19 protein-coding genes are annotated in these 21,499 nt (G+C 61.1%); 6 read left to right on the top strand and 13 right to left on the bottom strand.

Going from position 1 to position 21,499, the window contains the following annotated elements; all coding sequences use genetic code 11:
- Positions 1-109 precede the first annotated feature (109 nt).
- The 13 genes from FHW37_RS25050 to FHW37_RS25110 form a co-directional block, all read right to left on the bottom strand.
- On the bottom strand, positions 110-454 hold the full coding sequence (locus FHW37_RS25050) for a hypothetical protein (RefSeq protein WP_145641335.1): 345 nt from the start codon (positions 452-454) through the stop codon (positions 110-112).
- Positions 454-2,067, bottom strand: coding sequence for a GMC family oxidoreductase (locus FHW37_RS25055; protein ID WP_145641337.1), 1,614 nt, complete (start codon positions 2,065-2,067; stop codon positions 454-456). Before FHW37_RS25055 ends, FHW37_RS25050 begins: the two co-directional genes overlap by 1 nt.
- Positions 2,068-2,185: 118 nt before the next feature.
- Positions 2,186-3,037: an ABC transporter substrate-binding protein gene (locus FHW37_RS25060; protein WP_145641339.1), complete on the bottom strand. Its 852-nt coding sequence runs from the start codon at positions 3,035-3,037 to the stop codon at positions 2,186-2,188.
- 231 nt (positions 3,038-3,268) lie between these two features.
- Positions 3,269-4,747, bottom strand: coding sequence for a gamma-glutamyltransferase (locus FHW37_RS25065; RefSeq protein ID WP_145641340.1), 1,479 nt, complete (start codon positions 4,745-4,747; stop codon positions 3,269-3,271).
- A 30-nt stretch (positions 4,748-4,777) separates the two neighbouring features.
- Positions 4,778-5,521 (bottom strand): SDR family NAD(P)-dependent oxidoreductase, encoded by a 744-nt coding sequence (locus FHW37_RS25070; protein ID WP_145641342.1) that lies wholly within the window; start codon positions 5,519-5,521, stop codon positions 4,778-4,780.
- A complete protein-coding gene (locus FHW37_RS25075) occupies positions 5,514-6,989 on the bottom strand; it encodes an amidase (RefSeq protein WP_145641343.1) in 1,476 nt (491 codons plus the stop codon). Before FHW37_RS25075 ends, FHW37_RS25070 begins: the two co-directional genes overlap by 8 nt.
- A gap of 15 nt (positions 6,990-7,004) precedes the next feature.
- Complete coding sequence (locus FHW37_RS25080) at positions 7,005-7,328, bottom strand: 2Fe-2S iron-sulfur cluster-binding protein (protein ID WP_145641346.1); 324 nt, start codon at positions 7,326-7,328, stop codon at positions 7,005-7,007.
- Between the two features lie 14 nt (positions 7,329-7,342).
- Positions 7,343-8,542: a cytochrome P450 gene (locus tag FHW37_RS25085; protein WP_145641348.1), complete on the bottom strand. Its 1,200-nt coding sequence runs from the start codon at positions 8,540-8,542 to the stop codon at positions 7,343-7,345.
- Positions 8,543-8,612: 70 nt separating this feature from the next.
- Positions 8,613-10,367: a hydantoinase B/oxoprolinase family protein gene (locus FHW37_RS25090; RefSeq protein ID WP_145641349.1), complete on the bottom strand. Its 1,755-nt coding sequence runs from the start codon at positions 10,365-10,367 to the stop codon at positions 8,613-8,615.
- The gene (locus FHW37_RS25095) at positions 10,364-12,481 is read right to left on the bottom strand and encodes a hydantoinase/oxoprolinase family protein (protein WP_145641351.1); all 2,118 of its coding nucleotides are present in this window, start codon (positions 12,479-12,481) and stop codon (positions 10,364-10,366) included. Before FHW37_RS25095 ends, FHW37_RS25090 begins: the two co-directional genes overlap by 4 nt.
- A 2-nt stretch (positions 12,482-12,483) precedes the next feature.
- Positions 12,484-13,638, bottom strand: coding sequence for a mandelate racemase/muconate lactonizing enzyme family protein (locus FHW37_RS25100; protein ID WP_145641353.1), 1,155 nt, complete (start codon positions 13,636-13,638; stop codon positions 12,484-12,486).
- A gap of 124 nt (positions 13,639-13,762) precedes the next feature.
- Complete coding sequence (locus FHW37_RS25105) at positions 13,763-14,491, bottom strand: helix-turn-helix domain-containing protein (protein ID WP_145641355.1); 729 nt, start codon at positions 14,489-14,491, stop codon at positions 13,763-13,765.
- Positions 14,492-14,505: 14 nt separating this feature from the next.
- Positions 14,506-15,237 carry an SDR family NAD(P)-dependent oxidoreductase gene (locus tag FHW37_RS25110; protein ID WP_145641357.1) on the bottom strand — a complete coding sequence of 244 codons (732 nt, stop codon included), beginning with the start codon at positions 15,235-15,237 and terminating at the stop codon, positions 14,506-14,508.
- A 296-nt stretch (positions 15,238-15,533) separates the two neighbouring features.
- On the opposite strand from FHW37_RS25110, the gene FHW37_RS25115 reads away from it, so the two are divergent.
- From FHW37_RS25115 to FHW37_RS25140, 6 genes are all read left to right on the top strand, one after another.
- Positions 15,534-16,271 carry an alpha/beta fold hydrolase gene (locus FHW37_RS25115; protein ID WP_145641359.1) on the top strand — a complete coding sequence of 246 codons (738 nt, stop codon included), beginning with the start codon at positions 15,534-15,536 and terminating at the stop codon, positions 16,269-16,271.
- A 210-nt stretch (positions 16,272-16,481) separates the two neighbouring features.
- Positions 16,482-17,333 carry an ABC transporter substrate-binding protein gene (locus tag FHW37_RS25120; protein WP_186458382.1) on the top strand — a complete coding sequence of 284 codons (852 nt, stop codon included), beginning with the start codon at positions 16,482-16,484 and terminating at the stop codon, positions 17,331-17,333.
- A gap of 129 nt (positions 17,334-17,462) precedes the next feature.
- Positions 17,463-19,076 carry an amino acid ABC transporter permease/ATP-binding protein gene (locus tag FHW37_RS34540; protein WP_281407276.1) on the top strand — a complete coding sequence of 538 codons (1,614 nt, stop codon included), beginning with the start codon at positions 17,463-17,465 and terminating at the stop codon, positions 19,074-19,076.
- A 3-nt stretch (positions 19,077-19,079) separates the two neighbouring features.
- Positions 19,080-20,549 carry a glutamine synthetase family protein gene (locus tag FHW37_RS25130; RefSeq protein WP_145641364.1) on the top strand — a complete coding sequence of 490 codons (1,470 nt, stop codon included), beginning with the start codon at positions 19,080-19,082 and terminating at the stop codon, positions 20,547-20,549.
- Positions 20,550-20,559: 10 nt separating this feature from the next.
- The gene (locus FHW37_RS25135; protein ID WP_145641365.1) at positions 20,560-20,925 is read left to right on the top strand and encodes a 5-carboxymethyl-2-hydroxymuconate Delta-isomerase; all 366 of its coding nucleotides are present in this window, start codon (positions 20,560-20,562) and stop codon (positions 20,923-20,925) included.
- Between the two features lie 8 nt (positions 20,926-20,933).
- Positions 20,934-21,422, top strand: coding sequence for a hypothetical protein (locus tag FHW37_RS25140; protein ID WP_145641367.1), 489 nt, complete (start codon positions 20,934-20,936; stop codon positions 21,420-21,422).
- Positions 21,423-21,499: the final 77 nt, after the last annotated feature.

The raw sequence follows: 21,499 nt of genomic DNA on the forward strand, positions 1-21,499 counted from the left end.
CCGCATCTGCGGCCTTTGCCCCGTGCTCTGGCACGGGGCTTTTTTGTTACGCGGGAGTTTGACTGAAAGGGCGGGGCGGAAAGATCCAGCCGGATCTGAGAAAGCGGTCTTATCCGTGAAGGCGCTTCTGGCCCGGATAACCAAGGGCGCGCTTGACATCCGGCTGCATGAAATACGTCCCCGCAACGGTCTGCAACAATGCGGAAAGATGTGGCGGATGCTCGGAGGCGAGATGCAGCAGGGCTGCTTCTCCGCGATGGCCGCGACAGTGCAGCAAGGTTTCACGCACTGTTTCGAGGAGATCCGGGCGGCTGGCAAAAGTCCTTGCGAGATGCGAAACGAGATCGATATCGCTGGCGGAAGGCATGGTCTGGTAACGGGGGATGATGATATCGGCGAGCTCGGCAAGCTGCGCCATTTCTTGCGGAGTGAGCGAATGTGTCGGTCCAGACATTATCGCTCTCTCCGTGTTGCAACGATATGGTCGGCAGTCCGCAAGGCGAGTGCGGCGATCGTTGCGGAAGGATTGGCGCAGGATCCGGTCACCAGAACGCTGCCGTCGATGATAAAGAGATTGCCGGCGTCATGCGCCTCACCGAACTTGTCGACGACTGAGTTTTCCGGGGCGTCGCCCATGCGACAGGTGCCGAGTGGATGCCAGCCGAAATCCGGCATGAGGTCGATGGAAATCGCCTTGCTGGCACCGGCTGCCAGCAGCGATTCCTTCGCGCGTTCAAGATTATAGGCGAGCATGGCCTTCGAATTTTCCGAAAGACGATAATGCAGCCGTGGAACGGCGTTTCCGGATGCATCCTTCTGGTCGGGAGAAAGGTCGATGAAATTCGTCACTTCCGGAAGGTCTTCGCAGATAATGCCCCAGACCGCCGTTCGGCCAAGCCAGGCGTGAACTTTTTCATGCAAAGCCGCGCCCCAGATCGGCCCCTCTGGTGAGGGGAAAAGGGCTGCACCCAGCGGGCCGCCTGAAGGACCGAGATTCCATTTTGCACCACGCACGAAGCCGGTATCGGCGCGCGTATTGGCGAATTCGAGCGAGTAGACGGACTGTCCCCAGTGGCCCTGCCAGCTTTCCAGCGGCTCGTCGAAAAAACCGATCGCGCGGCTGAACGGGTGCATCATCAGCCTTTTGCCGACAAGGCCCGATCCGTTGGCGAGACCGTCCGGAAAGAGTGCCGATTGCGACGACAGGAGGATGCGGGCCGTGCCCACGGCATTTGCCGCAAGGATGACGATATCGGCAATGGCCCGGTGTTCGGAGCCGTCAGGCAATGTGAAGATGGCTCCATTCGCCTTGCCTTCGCGGTCGTGGGTGATCGAGCGGACGCGTGCGCCTGTGACAAGCCGGCCGCCCTTCGAAAGCACGATCGGCCAATGGGTGAGATCCACGGTCGCCTTTGCGCCGACGGGACAGCCATTGCCGCAGACGCCGAGCTGCAGGCATGGCGAGAGATTGCCATCCGGCCGGCTGGCAATGGCATTCGATCCCTGCCAGATATGCCAGCCCAGCGCCTTGTGCCCTTCCATGACACGCTTGCCGACAGATGACATCGGCAAGACGGGAAGTGGATAGGGAGGCTGCGGCGGCATGGCCGGATCGCCTGCGACGCCGGAGACCGAAAAATCACGGTCGATCCGGTCGTAATAAGGCGCGAGCTCGTCATAGGTGATCGGCCAGTCATCACCGACGCCATCGAGTGATTTCGTCCGGAAATCGGACGGCATGAAGCGCATCCACTGGGCGCCGTAAAGGATGGTGCTGCCGCCCACCCCGTTAAACATCATCGGCTTCATTTCCGACCGGCTGTCATCGATCGGATAATCGGCCGAGCCGCCCCGGATGTTCGGATTGGGATGCCATTGTTTGAACGACGTCAGTTCCCAGTCATCATGCTCGCCACGAAAATCCTCCGGCTTGTGCCAGTCGCCCTGTTCGAGACAGAGGACATCCATGCCGGCTTCGCTCAGCCGTCTGGCGGCGACAGCGCCCGAAAGTCCGGCGCCGATGATAAGAACCTCGGCCTTGTATGGATTTTCGGAACTGGCAGGCATGTCGTCTCGTCCTTAAAATATCCCGGCGAACCTGCATCCGTCGATGTCAGACGCTGGTTCCCCGCCTTGTCGCGGTGCGCGCCGTGATCGACGCGCACCGGATTTTGGGGCTACTGGCTTACTGAGTCTTCAGCTCGGTCGGATATTCCAGCGTCGGGTCGATGCCGTATTTCTTCAGGATGGCCTGTTCCGTGCCGGCAGCCTGAACGGCTTTCAGGCCGTCAAGTAGGGCGGAAGAGAGCGCATCATTGCCCTTCTTGACGGCAATGCCGATCTTGAAGCCGCTGACGACGCTATAGGCGCGCTGGTAGATGGTCGGGTTGTCGGCGACCGTCTTGTCGACGAGCGCAAGATCGGTCAGCATAATATCGGCGCGGCTGGTGGCGATCAGGCGGAAGCCGGCGGCATGGTCGGGATAGGTCATGACCTCGACATTCGGCTTCTTGGCCGCGACGCATTCCTCGCCGAGCTTTTTCATCTGGGCTTCCTCGACCGAGCCGAGGCCGGTCGCGACGGTCTTACCGCAGAGATCGTCCTGGGACTTGATCGACTTCGGATTGCCCTTCTGGGTGAGAGCGCCTGTGCCTGCCTTCATGTAGAGGATGAAGTCGCCCTTCTGGGCGCGCGTCTCGTTGTAATAAAGGTAGTACATCAGATCGATCTGGCCGGCGATGATGGCCGGAAACAACCCCGACCATGCGCCCGGCTTGATCTCGTATTTCACACCGATGCAGTCGAACACCGCCTTGGCGAGATCGATATCCGAGCCGACAAGGGTATTCGTCTTGCTGTCGAGGCTGGCATAGGGCGGCGTCTGGCCATCGGCGCCCATCAGGATCGTCTTGCCGGCGAGGGCGGGATATTTCTCAGCGACCTTGGCAGGTTCGCACTGAGGGGCGGATTGTGCAAACGCGGCGGTGCCACCAAGCACTGCGGTAAGCAACGTCATTGCAAAGATTGTCGAACGCATTCGCTGTCTCCGAAAGCTGGCTGAATGATCTTAAAGCGCGGCTTCCCTGACGTGTTTGCATCTCCCTCAGCCTCGGCCCGGCGGCGAATATTCTTTGATTTCTCAAGGCTAAACTACGTTATTTTCCTAAAAGAAAATCGTCAACATCAATTTTCATTTAGGAAAACAAATTTTCTTTTCACGAAAAAACGGATCCATATCCTTGCCAATATGGCCTCCGCTCGGGCCTCGTCAGATGACGCCTGACCAGGTCAGCCGACGCCAGTCGGAAACACAGATCGGTGCGCCCTGCAGGCTGCCGGCGAGCACGACGGCGCCAAGCCGCGTATCTCCATCCTCGAGGATGCGCAGCGTATGGCCCTTGGCGGCCAGACCTTCGGCATGCGGGTGGCTCTTTTCGATCAGGATATTGCCCTGCTCGCTGCGCCAGCGCGGGGCGGCGACCGCGGCGGCAATATCGTCGCCCTGTCCATATATCTTGGAAAGAATTTGCAGCAGGGTCTGCACCTGTCCGTCCGCACCGGGGGTGGCAAGAGCCAGTGACCCTTCGGTGGAGACGACAAGCGTCGGAGCCAGCGTATGCACGGGGCGTTTTCCGGCCGCAGCGTCATTCGGCGAAAGGCCGAATCCGGCGGCACGGTCGTTCAACGTGATGCCGCATTCTGGCACATAGACGCAGGAGCCGAAATCATCGAAGACGCTGACCAGCGAGGATACGGTGAGGCCCGTCTCGTCCGAGGCCGCAACGCCTGCCGTGTGCAGATAGGCGCGTGGTCCGCCGCGTTTGAGCGCCCGGTCCGGATCGAAGGACAGCGTTTCCGCAAGCAGGGCCTCGCCTTCTCCAACCCGGGAGCGATAGGCAAAGGAGGCCTCGGTCAGCTCTATGCCGGCATGGTCGCTTGCAAGGCCGGATGCCGGTGCTGCTTTCTCCATGGCCGAAAGAGCCATGTTAAGCAGGACGCCCTGCGCCATCGGCGGCTGGGTCGCGATTTTTACGCCTTGCCACTCCGTGATGATCGGCGTCTGGATCGTGCTTTTGTGGCCCGCAAGATCGTCTATGGATAGCTTGCCTCCGAGACGGCCAATCGAGCCGGAAATAGCTTCGGCAGCGTAACCCTTGTAAAAGCCGGCATCCCCTTCGCGCGCGATAGCTTCCAGCAATGTCGCAAGCTGCGGCTGCACGAAAAGATCGCCGCGTTTCAGGCCCATCAGCGCCCATTCCCCGGCGCCGCCCGCAAGCAGTCTGTCACGTTGCGCATCCCGCGCGATTTCGAGAATGCCGGTCAGGCGAAAACCTTCTCGGGCAAGCCGGATTGCGGGTTGAAGTGAACGCTCAAGCGGAAGCTTGCCCCAGCGCCTGGCTGCAAGGGTCCATGCGCCGACGATGCCGGGAACGGTGATGCTGTTGGCGCCTTCCAGCGCTTCGCCGCCATATCCGGCCGGCGCAGCACCTGCACCATTGATCGCAAAAACGCCGCCGCCGGGTTCATGCACGAGGCAGAGCATGTCGCCGCCGAGGCCACAGGCATCAGGCGCGAGAACGGTGAGCACCGCCTGCGCCGCGATGACGGCATCCACCGCAGATCCGCCGGCGAGCAGGATTTCCTGTCCTGCTGCCACTGCCAGCGGATGCGCCGCGGAAACCGCACCGCGCCGGCCTTCGAGTACGGGCCGGACGAAGGAGGAATAGGGGTCGCGGATTGCAGGCATTCGGGAACCTCGTATCGCAGGCAGGCAGCTTCAGACGGCGGTATAGCCGCCATCCACCACCAGCGACGTGCCGGTGATGTAACGGGCGGCGGGTGAGGACAGGAACAGCACGGCGCCGGCGACATCCTGTGGTTCGCCCTGTCGGCGCATCGGGATGGCGGATTCGATCTTTTCCCGGCTTGTCGCGGCATTTTCCTGATGCGACCAGAACGGATCGTTGAATGGTGTCTCGATCCAGCCCGGCAAGAGGCAATTGACGCGAACCTGGTGCGGCCCGAGTTCGTCGGCGAGGCTACGGGCAAGACCGAGCAAACCGGCCTTGCTGGCGTGATAGGCCGGCATGCCGGCATGGCCGCGCACGGCGCCGGTCGATGACGTGAAGAGGATGCTGCCATTGTCGGAGCGCATCAGATGCGGGGCCGCAGCCTTTGCAAGAAGGAAAGGCAGTCGAAGATTGAGCGCCATCGAGCGCTCCCACATATCGAGCGTCCATTCGGCCAGCGGTGCCGATTGCAGGATGGCGGCGGTGACGAAGATGGTATCGAGCCCGCCAAAGGCCTCTACGGCTGCCTTGACACAGCGTTCCGCTGCATCGGGCTCCAGAAGGTCGATTTCGAGCACTTTAACATGACCGGCTGTTGTCGCATCGGCGACCGCTTTGGCTTCCGAAGCGTTGATGTCCGCCAGCAGGATTTCATGTCCCGCCTCGGCAAAGGCGAGAACGGCTGCACGGCCGATGCCGGTTGCGCCACCGGCTACAAGTATCCTACCCATCGTTTCTCCCTGACGTTTCCACTACTTTACCCATGAAGCTTTCCTCCGGCGCGAGACCCGTCCATGGATGCGCAGTTTCGAATTCTGCCGCGAGGCGCAGGAGAAGGTCTTCCTCGCCATAACGGCCTGCAAAAAGAACACCGACAGGTAGGCCGTCCGCGCTCATATGCAAAGGCAGGGTCATCGAAGGCTGGCCGGTCCAATTGTAGAAGCTGGTATAGGTCGTGTAACGGCGGTTCAGCGCTGCAGACGCATCGTCGGTCCGATCGAGCGTGACCGTCCCCGGCAGTGGCGGAAGATCCGCCATGGCGGGAGAGAGAATGACATCATATCGCTGCATGAAGCGCTGAATGGCAAATCCCATCGCCAGAATCCGCTCGCGGGCGTCAAGAACTTCAGTACCCTTCACGGAGAGACCGGCCTGGTAGCGCAGCCAGGTCGCGGGCTCGAGATCTGCTTCTGTCGGCAGCCGGCCGATAGTTCTCGCCAGGGCTTGGATCGTCGCCGTCACCGAGGCGAGGCGGATTGCGCGCTCCGCGTCGGCATAGTCTTCGGCCTTGACCGGAAGATCGATCTCCTCGACTTGATGTCCCATCGATTGGCAGAGCGCCGCTACCTTCTCGACGGCAGCGAGGCAGTCCGGCGCCGGTTCCATTCCCGCGACGGATCGCCGAGCAAAGGCGATCCTCAGCCGCGGCAGGGGCAGATCGAGGCAGGCCAGAAAGCTTTCCCGGGGTGAGGGTGGCCGAAGGCTGGCAACCATTTCGCCGCTGGTTTCGAGATCGAGGAAAGCGGCGCTGTCGCGAACTGTCCGGGTGATGACGTGCTGTGCGGCAAGCCCGGCGCCGCCTTCCAGTCGCGCCGGCCCGTAAGGCACGCGTCCGCGCGAGGGTTTCAGGCCGAACAGGCCGCAGCACGAGGAGGGAATGATGATCGAGCCGCCGGCATCGGTCGCCTGCGCGGCGGGAATGATGCCGGCTGCAACGGCAGCCGCTGCCCCACCACTCGAGCCGCCGGCCGTGCGGGAAAGATCGAACGGGTTGCGGGTTATGCCGAAACGCCTGCTTTCGCTGGTCGATGTGCCGCCGAATTCCGGGCTGTGGGTGCGGCCGAAGATCACCAGACCGCCGGCCTCATAACGTTCGACGACCGCCGAGCTGGTCGATGAGGGATCGGGTGAGTGAAAGGCAGAGCCGTTATCGGAAACTGTACCGGCGACGTCCGTGAAAAGATCCTTGACCAGAAAGGGTACGCCGCCGAATGGGCCACGTGCTCCGGCATCCGCAACCATCGCACGGGCGCGGTCTAGATGCAGGGCCGTGACGGCGTTCAGTATTCCGTTGACTGCTTCCAGACGCTCGACAGCCGTATCCAGCAGTTCGCCGGCCGTGACCTCGCCGCGCCGGACGAGCTCAGCCAGTCCCGTTGCATCCTGTGCTGCGTAATCGGCCTGCGAAATGGCTGCCATCTGGGACCCCTGATATTACGCTTGTGTCGGCGGAAGGCGCACGACGAGCCCGTCGAGAGCCTCGGTCATGAAGAGCTGACAGGAGAGGCGGCTTTTTTCCGTCCGCTCGCTGGATGTCGCGTCGAGCATTTCCTCTTCCACCACGCCGACTTCAGGCAGAGCATCGAGATTGCCGCTTTCGACATAGACATGGCAGGTGGCGCAGTTGGCCGACCCGCCGCATTCGCCGAGAATGCCATTGATATTGGCATGGATGGCGGCTTCCATCAGGCTGTGGCCGACCGGAACCTCGATCTGCGTTTGCTTGTCATCGCTGCCGATGAAGGTGACTTTGGGCATTGGCGCCGGTCCTTTCAGTGCTTGCGCGGCGTGATCGCCAGCGGCAGCGAGCTTAGCCCCCTAAGGCCCGGATTGAGCCGAAGCTGCGATGGGCCGCTCGGCTCAAGCGTTTCGATGCGGGCGGCGAGCGCCTGGAAGAAGACTTCTGCCTCGAGGCGGGCGAACATCTGCCCGACGCAGCCGTGAATTCCGACACCGAAACCGATCTGGCCAACCGTGCGGCGGCGGATATCGAACGTATCGGCATTTTCCCAGCGTGCCGGATCGCGTCCCGCCGACCCAAGAAAACACATGATTTTTTCGTGCTTGCCGATCGTCGTTCCCGCGAAATCGACCTCCCGCGTCGTGGTGCGAAACAGGCTCTGGCTGGAGGAATCGTAGCGGGTCGCCTCCTCGAACGCGGCGCGTGCAAGGCTCGGATCCTCGCGCAGCAGCGCCCATTGATCCGGATGTTCGGCAAGCGCCCTGAGACACAGGCCGATGGAATCGATCGTCGTATCGACGCCGGCCGACAGGAAGGAGCGGACGAGAAGGCCGCCTTCCTCCTCGGTCAGGTCTCCGGCATCGACCGCGTCATAGATCATCTCGCCGATCCCGCCCGGAAGCATCGCCTCGCGCTTGCAATGGGCAAGGATCCAGTCCTGCACCGGGCCGACCCGGCTCATCAGCTCCTCGTACCATGGCGTGACCGGCCCGAAGGAACCGAAAACCATGGAGCCATAGGTCAGAAGGTTTTCACGGCCGTCCGCTTCCATGCCGACCGAATCCGGAAAGACTTTCAGCGGGTAAGGCGTGACGAGTTCGGGGATCGCATCGATTTCGCCGCGTCCCGCCACCGCATCGACGAACATCGCCGCATCCTGTTCGAAGCGCGGGCGGATGGCGCGCAATGTCTTCGGGGAAAGGGTGCGCGTCAGGGCCGCGCGCGCCTTGGGATGTTCCGGCGGATCGACCTCGAGAATGATGCTCGGGCGCCGCCACGGCTTTTCCTTGAAATAGTTGGCAAGCCCGCCGCCGCCAGCATTGCTGTAGGTTTCCCAGTCGGTGAGAACGGGAATGATCGTCTCGTGATGCGATACGGCCCAGATGTCGTATTTCTCAAGCCAGACGATCGGCCCCAGCGAGCGCAGCTTTTCGTAGGCGCTATAGGGATCGGCCCGGAATTCGGGTGAGAACGGGTCCAGATCGGACGTGACGCGGGTTGCGGATGACATAGTCCCCTCTTTGCAGTTCTGGCTTTGCAATTCCGGCATACGGACGTTCTCTGCGCCGCTGTGCCGATGCTTAGTTCATGGTTCTACGGGCGCTGCTCATGGTGGCGCGCAGCGTCTCTGTTGCATTGGGATCGATCGCCGGAATGCTGCCATCCTCCGCGATCACCACCCCATAGGCCTCTCGGGCTTGTCTGGTGGTCACGAGACCATCGATCACATCGTCCAGAACACGCCGCGGATCGCGCAGAAGCGGATCCCCATATCCGCCTCCACCGGCCATGATATGCCGGTAAACATCGTCCTTTTCGAGCGTCACCGGCAGGACCGGCAGCGAGGGCAGGATTCGCTCACCCGCACCCGGATTGACGACATTGCTCGACGGCTTGCCCGTTTCGCCACCAAACAGGCCGTGCGGCGGATGCGAACATTTGTCCGAGCGAACGCCGAAATAGGTATCGTCGGAGAGGATGCGGTATTGTCGCTCAAGCCCGACACCACCGCGAAATGTTCCGGCGCCGCCGGTATCTGCGACGAAGCCGTAACGTTCGATCCGGATCGGATAGTCCGCCTCGATCATCTCGATCGGCACGTTCGACTGGTTGGAGCCCATATGTGGCACGCCGGACTGGCCGTCATGGGTTGATGTCGCACCCCATGTGCCCATGACACATTCGGAAAACACGAAGCGGCGGCCTTCATGTGTGCCGCCAAAACTCGGTAGCGTCGAACCGCCCGTGCCATCGGCCGAGACTCGCTCGGGAAGGGCTTCCGCCAGCGCGCCGAAAATGCAGTCGATGATGCGATATCCGGTAATGCCGCGCGCTCCGCAGGGCGCTGGGTAGATGGCATTGACCAGGGTTCCTGCCGGCGCCGTCACATGGATTGGGCGCGTATAACCGTGGCAATTGGGCACGTCGCCGGGCATGATCGAGCGCAGTGCTGCATAGACATTCGACTTGCAGAAGGAGAGGGGCGCATTGATGCCGCCTTTGACCTGCCGTGCAGTTCCCGTCCAGTCGGCGGTGATTTCCGAACCAGCGATCGTCAGCGTCAGATGCAGTTCGATCGGCTCCGGGTTTTCGCCAAGGCCATCGATATGGTCGACGAAACGATAGGTGCCGTCGGCGATTTCCGAAATCGCCTGCCGTGCCAGTGTCTCGGCATAATCCTGCAGCGCATCGGCATAACGGGCGACGGTATCGGCGCCATAACGCGAAAGCAGCGCCTCGAGGCCGCGGCGGCCGGCGCGGGCGGCGGCCATCTGCGCACGCAGATCGCCGATCACCTGATCCGGCACGCGCACATTGGCGGCGACGATCTCCATCAGCATCGCGTTCTCAGTGCCGCGGTCGACGAGCTTGAGAAATGGCAGACGCAGGCCCTCCTGATGGATTTCCGTCGCGCCGATCGAATTCGAACCTGGCACGAGGCCGCCGATATCCGCGTGATGGGCGATCGTTGTCGCCCAGCCGCAGAGCCGTTCGCCTGAAAAGATCGGCTCGATCACATAGATATCCGGCAGGTGCTGGCCGCTTGCGAGATACGGGTCATTGGCGACAAAGACGTCGCCGGGATGGATGTTGCCGGCATATTGGACCGACAAATGGCGCATCGCGTCATAAAAACTGCCGAGATGCATCGGCGTGGTGAGGCCTTGGGCGATGGTCTGGCCTTCGGCATCGCAAAGCGCGGTCGAATAGTCCATTGCATCGCGCACGATCGGCGAATGCGCGGTGCGCATCAGGATCAGGGCCATTTCGTCGGCAATCGCCTCAAAGCCGTTTTTCAGGACTTCGAGAAGGATCGGATCAAGCGGGTTCGTCATGCCGCGACCTCCGAGGTGAGGAATTCTATCACTATATTGTCGTAGCGATCCCGCCAGGCACTGGCGTCCGGCGGGACAACAGTCGTCCCTTCATATTCCTCGATGATGAAAGGGCCGGGACGGGGCGTGTCTTGAAGGTCGGCGCGGGCGACAACCGGTGTATCGAACAGCCCCTGTTCGGACCCGAAATAGACCGGTCGGACAGAACCGGTGCCCGGTGTCGGCGCGGCGTCCAGCGCAAGCGATCCGGTTTGCGGCGGAGCAATCGCTCCGACGACGCGCAAGGTCACGAAACTGATCGGCACGTCGGTGAGGGCATGGCCATAGGTGCGAACGTGTTCTTCCTCGAAACGTTCGCGGATCACTTTCAACGTCGCCTCCGCGTCAAGGCCGTGCGGCACTTCCACCGGCAGCTCGAAAGCCTGACCGGCATAACGAAGATCGGCTTTCCAGGTCAGCTTCGCGCCCGCATCGGCGAGTTCCGCGACCACGTCCTTCTGAAGCTTTTCGAACGTTGAGATCATGGCGGAGAAAGTGTCGAGGCCGGCGCGCTTTAGGAAGGCGGCGGAGCGGGATACTTCGAAATTGGCGAACAGCAGACCGACCGCGCTGAAGACACCGGCTGCCGGCGGCACGACGATGCGCTTCATCTGCAGTTCGCGCGCCAGTGCCACTGCGTGAATGCCGCCATTGCCACCGAAGGCGAAGAGCGTGAAATCGCGCGGATCGCGACCGCGATAGGTCGAGACGGCTTTGACCGCCCGCATCATGGCGATATTGGCAAGCCGATGGACGCCGAAGGCTGCATCATGCATGCCGCAGCCCAGAGCATCGGCCACCTGTCTCTCGAAGACCGCGCGCGATGCGGCTGAATTGATCGGCACTGCGCCGCCCGCAAGCGCATCCGGATTGAGGTAACCCAGGACGACATTGGCGTCGGTCACCGTCGGCTCCGTGCCGCCGGCATCGTAGCAGACCGGTCCGGGAACCGCGCCAGCGCTGTGCGGGCCGACCTTGAGGGCGCCTGCCGCGTCGACGCGGACAATGCTGCCGCCGCCGGCGCCGACTTCGGACACGTCGATGACCGGCAATTTCAGGGCGTAACCGCCGCCCTTGACCAGCCGGCTGGAGAGGGAGATTCCGCCGCCGACTTCGTATTCGTCGGTGCTCAGCACCTGGCCCTTCTCTATCAGCGCGGCCTTGGCTGTGGTGCCACCCATGTCGAAGGTGATGATATCGGGATAACCGGCGCGGGCGCCGAGATGGGCCGCACCGACGACACCGGCCGCCGGTCCGCTTTCGACTACGGTCGCGGGCTTGGCGATGACGCTTTCGATATCGAGTGTGCCGCCGCTCGACTGCATCATCAGGAGCCTGCCGGTGATCTCGCGTTCCTTGAGGCGTTCGGCGAGCGACCGCAGATAGGTCGCGACGGCCGGCCCGATATAGGCATTGGCAACGGTCGTGGAGGTCCGCTCGTATTCGCGGATTTCCGGCAGAACTTCATGGGATACGGAGATGAAGCAGTTCTGCAGTCGCTTGCGGAGAATGTCTGCGACGGCCTGTTCGTGCTGCGGGTTGATATGCGCATGCAGGAAGCAGATGGCGACCGCCTCGATATCGAGCCCGGCGATCTGTTCGGCAAGGGCCTCAATTTCCGCAAGATCGAGCGGGGTGAGAACGCTGCCTGTCGCATCGAGGCGTTCGGTGAGTTCGAAGCGCAGCCGGCGTGGTACCAGTGGCGCGGGCTTTTCGTAGAGGGGTTCGTAAAGGCGGGGAACGCGGATGCGGCGCAGCTCGAGCACATCCCTGAAACCGCGCGTGGTGATCAGCGCGGTGCGGGCTCCCTTGCCTTCGAGGATGGCGTTGGTCGCCACCGTCGATGCGTGCAGGACCTCGTCGAAACTATCGCCGGTAATCCCGAGATCCGCGCCGAGAGAGTCGAGTGCACCGATGATGGCGCGGGCATAGTCATCCGGGGTGGAGGGCACTTTGCGAGTGACAAGCTGGCCGGTCGGCGAAAGACAGGCGATATCGGTGAAGGTGCCACCGATATCCGCGGCGACGCGGTAGCCGCCGATCTCGACGGAGAGGGAGGTTGCGGCCGTATCCATGATCAGTGTTCCCGATAACGAGCGAGGTTCTCCTCATCGATCTCGATGCCGAGACCCGGCTTGTCGAGCGGGAGGAGGGCTCCGTCGCGCACGGCGAAGGGTGCGGTGACGACATCATCGACATAATAATTGCCGCCGACCTTGTAGGGGTGGGTGCCAGCCGGTGCGTTGATCGGAATGACGCAGGCAAGATCGACGCTTGGCGCAGCCAGCGCGAAATGGATGTTGGCGGCGTTGCCGATGGCGGATTCGATCGAGCCGTTGACGTCGCAGCGGATGTTCATCGCGTCCGCCACGGCCCCGACCTTGCCGGCGCCGTAGAGGCCGCCGGCCTTGGCGAGATAGATGGAGATCCAGTCCGTGCCGCGAACGCCGGCCAGTTCGACGGCATCGACGATATCCCAGCAGGATTCATCAGCCATGACCGGAATGGGCGACTGGCGGGTGACTTCGATCATCGAGGAGAGGTTCGCAGCCGGCTGCTCGACGGCATTTGCGCCCGCATCCTTCAGCTTCTCGATGATCGTCACCGCATTGCGCGCATCGCGGTACCCCTGGTTTGCGTCGAGCCGCAACATGATATCCGAACCGAGCTCCCGGCGGATCGCGGCGATCAGTCTGACGTCGCGTTCGGCATCGACGCCGCCCTTGATCTGCAGGGCCTTCAGGCCATCGCCGGCTGCTCCGACTGCTTCCTCAAGCGCTTCGCGATCGCCCATCAGGCCGACCATGTGGGAGACATAGACGGAATCGCGCATGGCGCCGCCAAGCAGCTTGTAGATCGGCAGGCCGACGCTCTTGCCCCAGATGTCGTGAAGCGCGATGTCGATCGCGCATTTCGCATAATTGTTGCCGATGACCGCGAGGTCCATAGCCTTCCGGGCGGCCGTGACTGCAGTCGGGTCGGTGCCGATCAGGACCGGCGCGATGACGTCGCGGACGATGGCGACCACGGTCGCCTGCGTTTCGCCGGAGCGACGGCCGGCAGCGCCGCCCCAGTCGGGCAGTGGGGTTGCCTCACCCCAACCGACAAGGCCTTCGTCTGTCTCGATTTTCACGGCGACGAATCCGCCAAGGTCTTCGCGCAGCCCGGCCCATTTGAAATCTCGCCGCGGCTTCAGTCGGAACGGAAAGACGTCAATGGCGGTGATTTTCATGATTGGCCCTCTGTGACCCGGGAAGGAGGAGCTGCGTCCGGTCGGGCGCTCTCTGGAAGGCGTTGTACCATGCGAAGACCGACAATCAAGAAAATATTTTCATATAGGAAAATATTTTCCCGCATTATTTTGCTTTCTGGGTTTCCTTCCGCGATGGGTCGATGAAGTAGCCTTCGACGCGGCGGGTGCCGGGATTCATGAACTGGCCGATCCGTTCCGCAGCGCTGGCATCCGGATCATGGGAAACGGAAAGGACATGCGCATCCTCTTCGCTGACGGTGATGTAGAGGTGCTGCATGCTGCTGTCGAAATAGGCGCTTTCGCCGGTTTCCAGCCGGAACGGTGCATAGTGTTCCGTATGGATCTCGATAGCCCCTTTCAGCACATAGACGAATTCCTCTCCTGAATGGCGGCTCCAGTGGTCGAATTCGTCGAGCGAACGGGCTCTGACGGTCATTTCGAGCGGGACCATTCCCTTGCGGGAAAGTTCTGTTCCATGGGCCTTGTAGTCATACTGGCCGCTGGTGAAATGGACGCCTTCATTGGTGCGGGTGACGGTTTTCCGCCCGGAAATCTGGCTTTTTTCGCCGGGTCGGACAAAATCTTCCAGGCTGACATGAAGGCCGTCGCAGATGCGTTTGATGATGTCGAAGGACGGAGAAACCTGGCCGTTTTCGATCTTTGAGAGATAGGAGACCGAAACCGCCGTCATGCCGCTGAGATCGCTGAGCTTGAGGCCGGCCGCCTGCCGGACTTCCTTGAGTCGCAGGCCGATCTGATTCTCCGAAAAGAAGCTTCCGCTTTCTGCCTTTACCGCTCGCCTTGCTGCTGGTGCCGCCTTTTTCGCTTCCATGGTTTCCTCCGAATTCAGATTGTTACTGAGTTGTTATGTGTTTGCCTCGTGCCGGCAGCGGTAAATCCGCCGTCGACAACAAGATCGGTGCCGTGAATGTAAGGCTCTGCGAAAAGGAACGCTGCCGCCGCAGCCACGTCATCCATTTCGCCCAGGCGGCCGAGTGGGATCGCCGGCATGCCTTGTTTGTCGGGGCGGCCGAAGGGGCTGTTTATCCAGCCAGGTAGCAGGCAGTTGACCCGGATATTGTAGGGCCCCAATTCGTCCGCAAGGGCTTTTGTAAGGCCCGACATCGCAGCTTTCGCCGCATGAAATGGCGCTTTTCCAGCGCTTCCGTTCACTCCCGCCGTCGATGAGGTCAGCACGATTGCGCCGCGCCGGCGCTTTTGCATGTCGAGCGCCACGGCGCGGGCGAAAAGAAACGGCATGGTCAGGTTTGCAAGAAGATCGCAATCGAAGAGCGTGGCGTTCCATTCGTTCAGCGGCGCTTCCGAGCTTCTGTTCATGTTGATGAAAAGCCCGTCCGGCGGTCCTGTCTGTTGGTGGCAGAATGCCAGGATCTTGTCGGGAGACTGCGGGTCAAGCAGATCGCAGTCCATGGCAAAAAGCCGTCCACGGGGCCCTCCTGCCATGCATTCTGTAGCGGCGGGATCTGCAATCACGACGCTGTCGCCTTTATCGCGCATGTGTCGTGCTAGGGTGCCGCCGCTGCCGGATGCTCCGCCGACGATGAGTATGACTGACATTCAGGGTCTCGTTTGGCGTTTTCGCGCGAAGGCGAATGAAAATATCTTATATGAAAAATAGTTGCTCTTACAATTCATTCTGGAAAAATCTAAAAAGCCATTTTTATACAAAGATATATGCGTAAAAGATCTGCATTTTCAGTGTGGATTCCCGCTGACTGCGATCAGGAAATTTCCAATGTGAAAATATTTGACTGTCCGGTGCTTCGCGATCTAGTGTCTCGCCAAAGAGCTGAAGATGCACCCGCTCAACGAGGTGTCACAGCGCCCGGACATCGTTCGGAAGAGGGGATAAGATGACGACATTCCTGCTGGTTCACGGAGCCTGGCATGGTGGTTGGTGTTGGGAGAAGCTCGCGCGGATTCTCGTGCAGGCGGGTCATCATGTGCTGACGCCGGATCTGGCCGGGCTCGGCGCCGACCATGAAAACAGGTCTCCGGGGCTCGCCGAGCAGAGCGTCGATCTGCTGGCCGATATCGTGCGAACGGCGCCGCAGCCAATCATCGTCGTGGCGCATTCGCTTGGTGGAATGTTCGCCGCCGCACTTTCCGAGCGCCGCCCGGATGATGTCGCCAGAGTGATCTATCTTGCAGCTTTCCTGCCGCAGGATGGGCAATCCTGTTCCTCCTTTGCGACGTCGGATTGCGGCAGTGTTCCTTATGGCGTCGAGGATGATGGCATTGCCGGTGTTGCCAGATTCCGCGACGAGTGGCTCAAGCTGACGTTCTTCAGCGATTGCTCCGACGAGGACGTTGCATGGGCGCGGACGCGGCTGACGCCGCAGCCTCTGGAGCATTTCGACTTTCGTGTATCGCTGACGGATGATCGTTTCGGTCGGCTGCCGCGAACCTATATCCAGTGTCTGCGTGACCATGCGATCACGCCCGGATTTCAGCGGGAGCTGGTCCGCAGGACGCCTTGTGAGCGTGTGCATGTCCTCGACAGCGCCCATTCGCCCTTCTTGAGCTGCCCGGAAAATCTCGCCGAACTGCTTTTTCTTGAAGAGCGGCAGACATCGGTGCTGGCGGCATGAGTGGGTGGTTATCCTGCGGAGCAAAATTTATTTCCGATAGGAAATTTAAAGTTGACAATTTTCCTATCGGAAACATATCCTGATTTTCGAGGGTTCCCGGATTTTCTTATGAGTTCCGGAACCATGGGTCGCGCATGAAGTCGTCCTGTCGACATGCGGATATCCACTGCAATCCATCGATTTCCGACGCCCCTTTTCTGGAGAGACCTGATGCCATCCGCCATCCCGACTTTTCTCGGAATCCTCACTGCCGGCACCTTGCTTGCCGGTGCCGCCTTTGCCGCCCCGGCCTGCGAGCCGGCCAAGGTTGCGGAGAAATATCCGGCGATAGCCGGCAAGACGGTGGTCTTCGGCTACGATCCGTCGATCCCGCCCTATGCCATCATCGATGACAAGGACAAGACCAAGGTCAGTGGTTCCGACATCGACCTGGCAAAGGCCGTGTTCGATTGCCTCGGCGTGAAATACGAGCTGAAGCCGGGTGCATGGCCGGGCCTTTTCCCGGCCGTCGTTTCGGGCCAGATCGATGCGATGTTTTATCTCTACTACACCCCGAAGCGGGCGGAACAGGGCGATTTCATCACCTTCATGAAGGCCGGCTCGGGTGCGATCGTCCAGAAGGGCAATCCCAAGAACATCAAGGCTGAGGCAGACCTTTGCGGCAAGACGGTTTCGGCCGGTCTTGGAACCGTCGAGGAAAGGCAGATGAAGACGCTCGGCGAAAAATGCGTGGCTTCCGGCAAGGAGACGATCCAGGTCATGACCTCGACCGATGCGCCTTCCGGCTTTCGGCTGATCGCCACCGGCCGCGCGGATGCGATGGTTATCGACCTCCCGCTGATCAACATGATGGTGAAGCGCAATCCAGACGTCTACAGCGTCGGTTACAGCGTCATCAGCGATTACCAGATCGGCGGCGCGGTGAAGAACGGCAATCCGCTCGGCCCGGCAATTGCCGATGCGATCCAGGCGCTGCAGGCCTCCGGCAAAGTCAAGGAAATCTTCGCGACCTACGGGATAGACCCCGCCGTTGAAATTCCGGCGACGCTGAAGACCGAATAAGATTCTGGCCGGCATCTTGCATGCCGGCATGATGTTCGAACATGCCGGAGCCTTGCCCGGTTCCCGCAGCCATCGATGAACGGGAGCGGACGCCTTTTGGCCGTCCGCTTTCCGGTAGAAGGAAAAAACGTGGATTTTCTCTCGCAAGTCCTCGGATATTTTACGTCCGGCTTTCTCTGGGATGGCGCAGTACTGGCGGTCGAGATTACGGCGTGCTCGATCGTTCTCGGATTCATCCTCGGCCTTGGCGTGGCGCTTCTGCGCATGTCGCGCCTGACCGCCGTCCGTGCCGGCGCCTGGTTCTACATCTGGCTGATGCGCGGCACGCCGCAGTTGTTGCAGCTGGTCTTTATCTTTGATGCGCTGCCGGCGATCGGCCTCAAATTCGACAGCTTCACCACGGCCGTGATCGCCTTTTCGCTGAGCGAAGCGGCATTTGCCGCGGAAATCATCCGCGGCGGCATCCTGTCGGTCAATCCGCAGCAGGGCATTGCCGCATCCTCGCTCGGCATGGGCCCGGCAACGACCCTGCGCCGCATCGTCCTGCCGCAGGCACTGCGCAGCATCCTTCCGGCGCTGGCAGGTAATGCGATCGGCATGCTCAAGATGACGTCGGTGGCATCGGTCATTTTCGTCAGCGAGCTGACTTTCCGCTCGCAGCAGATCGTCGGCCAGACTTTTGAATTCTTCACCGTGTTTACCGGCGCGGCGATGATCTATCTCGTCCTGACCTCCGTGATCTCGGCAATCCAGGCCTATCTGGAGCACGCGCTTGATCCGGAGCGCAGTCGCGGCGGCGTCAAGGGTTACGGTTTCCTCGACAAGATTCTTCCCAAGCGCAGTGTCGCAACGCCGGCCAAAGTCGGGAAGTCTGCCGCTCCTGCCGTCAGCGCGGCGGATCGTTCCGAACTCGTCCGCAAGCTGCTTGCCGATAGCGTGAAGCCAAGCAGCACCGATGAGGAACCATTGATCGTCTGTCGGCGTCTCTGGAAGTCCTATGGCGATCGCGACGTGCTCAAGGGCATCGGTCTCGAGGTCAATCGTGGTGAAGTCGTCGCCGTGCTTGGCCCGAGCGGTTCCGGCAAGAGCACGCTCCTTCGCATGATCAACCATCTCGAAACCCTCGACGAGGGCGAGATCACCATCGGTGGGCGCTATGTCGGTTACGCGAAGAAGGACGGCAAACTGGTTCCCACATCCGGCCGGGCGCAGGCGCGTGCCGAAGTGGGCGTCTCGATGGTGTTCCAGAATTTCAATCTTTTCGCCAATCTGACGGCACTGGAAAACATCATGGAAGCGCCGATACGCGTCCATGGCGTCCCGCGCGACGAAGCCGAAAAGATGGCGCGGCAACTTCTCGCCACTGTCGGATTGTCTGGCCATGCCGATCACCTGCCGCACCATCTTTCCGGCGGGCAGCAGCAGCGCGTCGCGATCGCCCGCGCCCTTGCCGTCAAGCCACGGGTCATGTTGTTCGACGAACCGACCTCGGCGCTTGATCCGGAACTGGTCGGGGAAGTCCTGTCGGTGATGCGCAGCCTTGCCGATGCCGGCATGACGATGATCGTCGTCACCCACGAGATGAATTTTGCGCGCGAAGTGGCCGATCGGGTCGTGTTCTTCGACGAGGGCGAGATCGTCGAGCAGGGCAGGCCGGAAGACGTGCTTGATTCTCCGACAAAGGAGCGGACCCGCCGCTTTCTCAACAGGCTCGGCGGCGAGGCCGAAGCCAGCGAGGGCTAAAACATGTCGATCGCAGCCACCCATGGGGTGACGCTTGATAACGGCCTGACGGCCGACAGGCGCCTTCTGTCCCCTGATCAGTTCGAGATGGCTCACGAAGTTTTGGCAAAAGCGAAAGCTGCCGGACTGGAGACCATTCGTCTAGCTTTCGTAGACCAGCACGGCGTGCCGCGCGGCAAGGCGATCACGGTGGAAAGCCTTGCCTCCGTTTTCCGCAACGGCATGGCGATGACATCGACCCTTCTTCTGAAGGATACGTCGCATCGCACCGTGTTCGATGTCTGGGCCGGTGATATCGGTTTCGGGGAGGGGCAGCTGACCGGCGCCGGCGATGTCCTCATCGTCCCGGATCCGGCGACGTTCCGCATCCTGCCATGGTCGCCGCATAGCGCGAGCATTCTCTGCGATCTCTATCACAAGGACGGTTCTTTCATGCCGTTCTGTTCGCGTGGCATTCTCAAGCGGGCCGTTTCGGCCTTGGAGAAAACCGGTCGGCAGCTGGTTTGCGGCCTGGAAGTCGAGTTCTACGTCTTCCGCATAGACAATCCGCGGCTCGATCATGCAGATGGCGGAATGCCGGCTGCGGTGCCGGAAACCTCGCTCCTTTCGCACGGCTTTCAATACCTCACTGATGCGCGTTACGACGCGCTGGAAGACGTGATGGATCATTTGCGCCGCGCAGCCCAGGCGCTGCAATTGCCGGTGCGTTCCATGGAGGCGGAATTCGGTCCCAGCCAGTTCGAATTCACCTTCGAACCGGATTCGCCGCTCGCCCATGCCGACGCCATGGTCACCTTCCGCACCATGGTAAAACAGGTCTGCCGCCGGCATGGCTTGCACGCAACATTCATGTGCCGGCCGCGCGTCGACAATGCTGTGCCGAGCGGCTGGCATCTGCACCAGTCGCTCGTCGATACTGCAACAGGCCGCAACCTCTTCATTCCGGCGGATGGCGGTACCGTGTCAAAAGAAGCGAGCGGCTGGATCGGCGGGCTCCTCGCCCATGCCGAGGAAAGCTGCCTTCTGACGACGCCGACCGTCAACGGATACAAGCGTTATCAGCCGAATCAGATGGCTCCGGACCGTGTGCAATGGGGCAAGGACAACAAGGGTGCGATGATCCGCGGATTGATGGCGCCGGGCGACAAGGCGAGCCGTATCGAAAATCGCGTCGCCGAGCCGGCCGCCAATCCCTACCTGTTCTTTGCGTCTCAGATTTATAGCGGCCTCGACGGTCTCGATCGTGGATTGGAAGCGCCGGCCCCGGTCGAAAATCCATACAAGAGCAATGCCAGCGCCTTGCCGCGCAGCTTGCTTGGCGCGGTGGAGCTTTTCGAGAAAAGCGAATTTTACCGGAACAAGCTGGGCCCGGAATTCGTCGCCTATCTCAGCCATATCAAGCGCGCCGAATGGGATCGTTATCTCATGACCGTTTCCGAATGGGAGCAGCGCGAATATTTTTCCTTGTTCTGAGGGGCCAGCAATGCCGCATTTCGTCGTCGAATATGCCCGCCGGATGGAGGAGACGCTGTCCCTGGCCAAGGTTATGGAGGTCACCTATGCGGCCGGTGCCCGTTCAGGCGTGATGACGTCGTCCGACATCAAGGTCAGGGCTATTCCCTACGATCATTTTCTGATGGCGGATGGTACCGGCTCCTTTCTTCACGTGACTGTTTCGCTGCTTGCGGGAAGATCTGCCGAGCAGAAGGAACATCTCGGCATCTGTGTGCGTGACGATCTGGCGGCGGCTTTTCCCGAAGTTGGCAGTATCAGCGTCGATATCAGGGACATGGACCCTGTCTCATACAAGAAGCGGCTGGCGCCGGTCGCTGGGGCTGTGGCGCAATGAGTGGCGTCTTGTCAGCCGAACTGGTCGAACGCAGCTTTGCCTTTGTGCGCCCGGCCATTGAAGCCGTTTTCGAGACGGGCATTACCGGGCGCCGGCATCTCGCCATCGTCGTCACGGCGGTCGAGGCCATTACCGGCTGGCGGCGGACAAGCGGTGCAGCCTTCGAGGACAGCTGTTACCTCGTGACATCGCTGGGCGATCTCTCGGTTTCGCCCTGGCCGAATATGGAAATTGCCTTGAAGAAAGCAGAGATCTCGGCCCGTACCGGCGTGCCGACCGGCCAGCTGCCGCCCTCCTATATCCTTGAAGGGGATACGGTCTTTCACGGTAGTGCTGTTCTCGGCGGTATCGTCGTCGCATGCGCCGGGCTCGACCCACGCCATGACGAAATGTTCTCGTGGTGGATCGCCTCGGCGGTTTCCGCTCAGGCGCAGATCGATTTCACCGTCGCACTGGAAGCAAAACCCGCTGCCAGCTTCTGGAATACCCGCGGTTGAACAGGGCTCCGGCGCGCAGCGGCGGGATGCGGAATATGTCACAGGATCATATTTACCTTGGGTTTACGATCATCCGC

The organism is Neorhizobium alkalisoli (assembly GCF_007829835.1).
Lineage (GTDB): Bacteria > Pseudomonadota > Alphaproteobacteria > Rhizobiales > Rhizobiaceae > Neorhizobium.

Excerpts from the sequence above, each read along its gene's own strand:
- FHW37_RS25050 (WP_145641335.1), bottom strand. The coding sequence starts at position 454 with ATGTCTGGACCGACACATTCGCTCACTCCGCAAGAAATGGCGCAGCTT.
- FHW37_RS25055 (WP_145641337.1), bottom strand. The coding sequence starts at position 2,067 with ATGCCTGCCAGTTCCGAAAATCCATACAAGGCCGAGGTTCTTATCATC.
- FHW37_RS25060 (WP_145641339.1), bottom strand. The coding sequence starts at position 3,037 with ATGCGTTCGACAATCTTTGCAATGACGTTGCTTACCGCAGTGCTTGGT.
- FHW37_RS25065 (WP_145641340.1), bottom strand. The coding sequence starts at position 4,747 with ATGCCTGCAATCCGCGACCCCTATTCCTCCTTCGTCCGGCCCGTACTC.
- FHW37_RS25070 (WP_145641342.1), bottom strand. The coding sequence starts at position 5,521 with ATGGGTAGGATACTTGTAGCCGGTGGCGCAACCGGCATCGGCCGTGCA.
- FHW37_RS25075 (WP_145641343.1), bottom strand. The coding sequence starts at position 6,989 with ATGGCAGCCATTTCGCAGGCCGATTACGCAGCACAGGATGCAACGGGA.
- FHW37_RS25080 (WP_145641346.1), bottom strand. The coding sequence starts at position 7,328 with ATGCCCAAAGTCACCTTCATCGGCAGCGATGACAAGCAAACGCAGATC.
- FHW37_RS25085 (WP_145641348.1), bottom strand. The coding sequence starts at position 8,542 with ATGTCATCCGCAACCCGCGTCACGTCCGATCTGGACCCGTTCTCACCC.
- FHW37_RS25090 (WP_145641349.1), bottom strand. The coding sequence starts at position 10,367 with ATGACGAACCCGCTTGATCCGATCCTTCTCGAAGTCCTGAAAAACGGC.
- FHW37_RS25095 (WP_145641351.1), bottom strand. The coding sequence starts at position 12,481 with ATGGATACGGCCGCAACCTCCCTCTCCGTCGAGATCGGCGGCTACCGC.
- FHW37_RS25100 (WP_145641353.1), bottom strand. The coding sequence starts at position 13,638 with ATGAAAATCACCGCCATTGACGTCTTTCCGTTCCGACTGAAGCCGCGG.
- FHW37_RS25105 (WP_145641355.1), bottom strand. The coding sequence starts at position 14,491 with ATGGAAGCGAAAAAGGCGGCACCAGCAGCAAGGCGAGCGGTAAAGGCA.
- FHW37_RS25110 (WP_145641357.1), bottom strand. The coding sequence starts at position 15,237 with ATGTCAGTCATACTCATCGTCGGCGGAGCATCCGGCAGCGGCGGCACC.
- FHW37_RS25115 (WP_145641359.1), top strand. The coding sequence starts at position 15,534 with ATGACGACATTCCTGCTGGTTCACGGAGCCTGGCATGGTGGTTGGTGT.
- FHW37_RS25120 (WP_186458382.1), top strand. The coding sequence starts at position 16,482 with ATGCCATCCGCCATCCCGACTTTTCTCGGAATCCTCACTGCCGGCACC.
- FHW37_RS25130 (WP_145641364.1), top strand. The coding sequence starts at position 19,080 with ATGTCGATCGCAGCCACCCATGGGGTGACGCTTGATAACGGCCTGACG.
- FHW37_RS25135 (WP_145641365.1), top strand. The coding sequence starts at position 20,560 with ATGCCGCATTTCGTCGTCGAATATGCCCGCCGGATGGAGGAGACGCTG.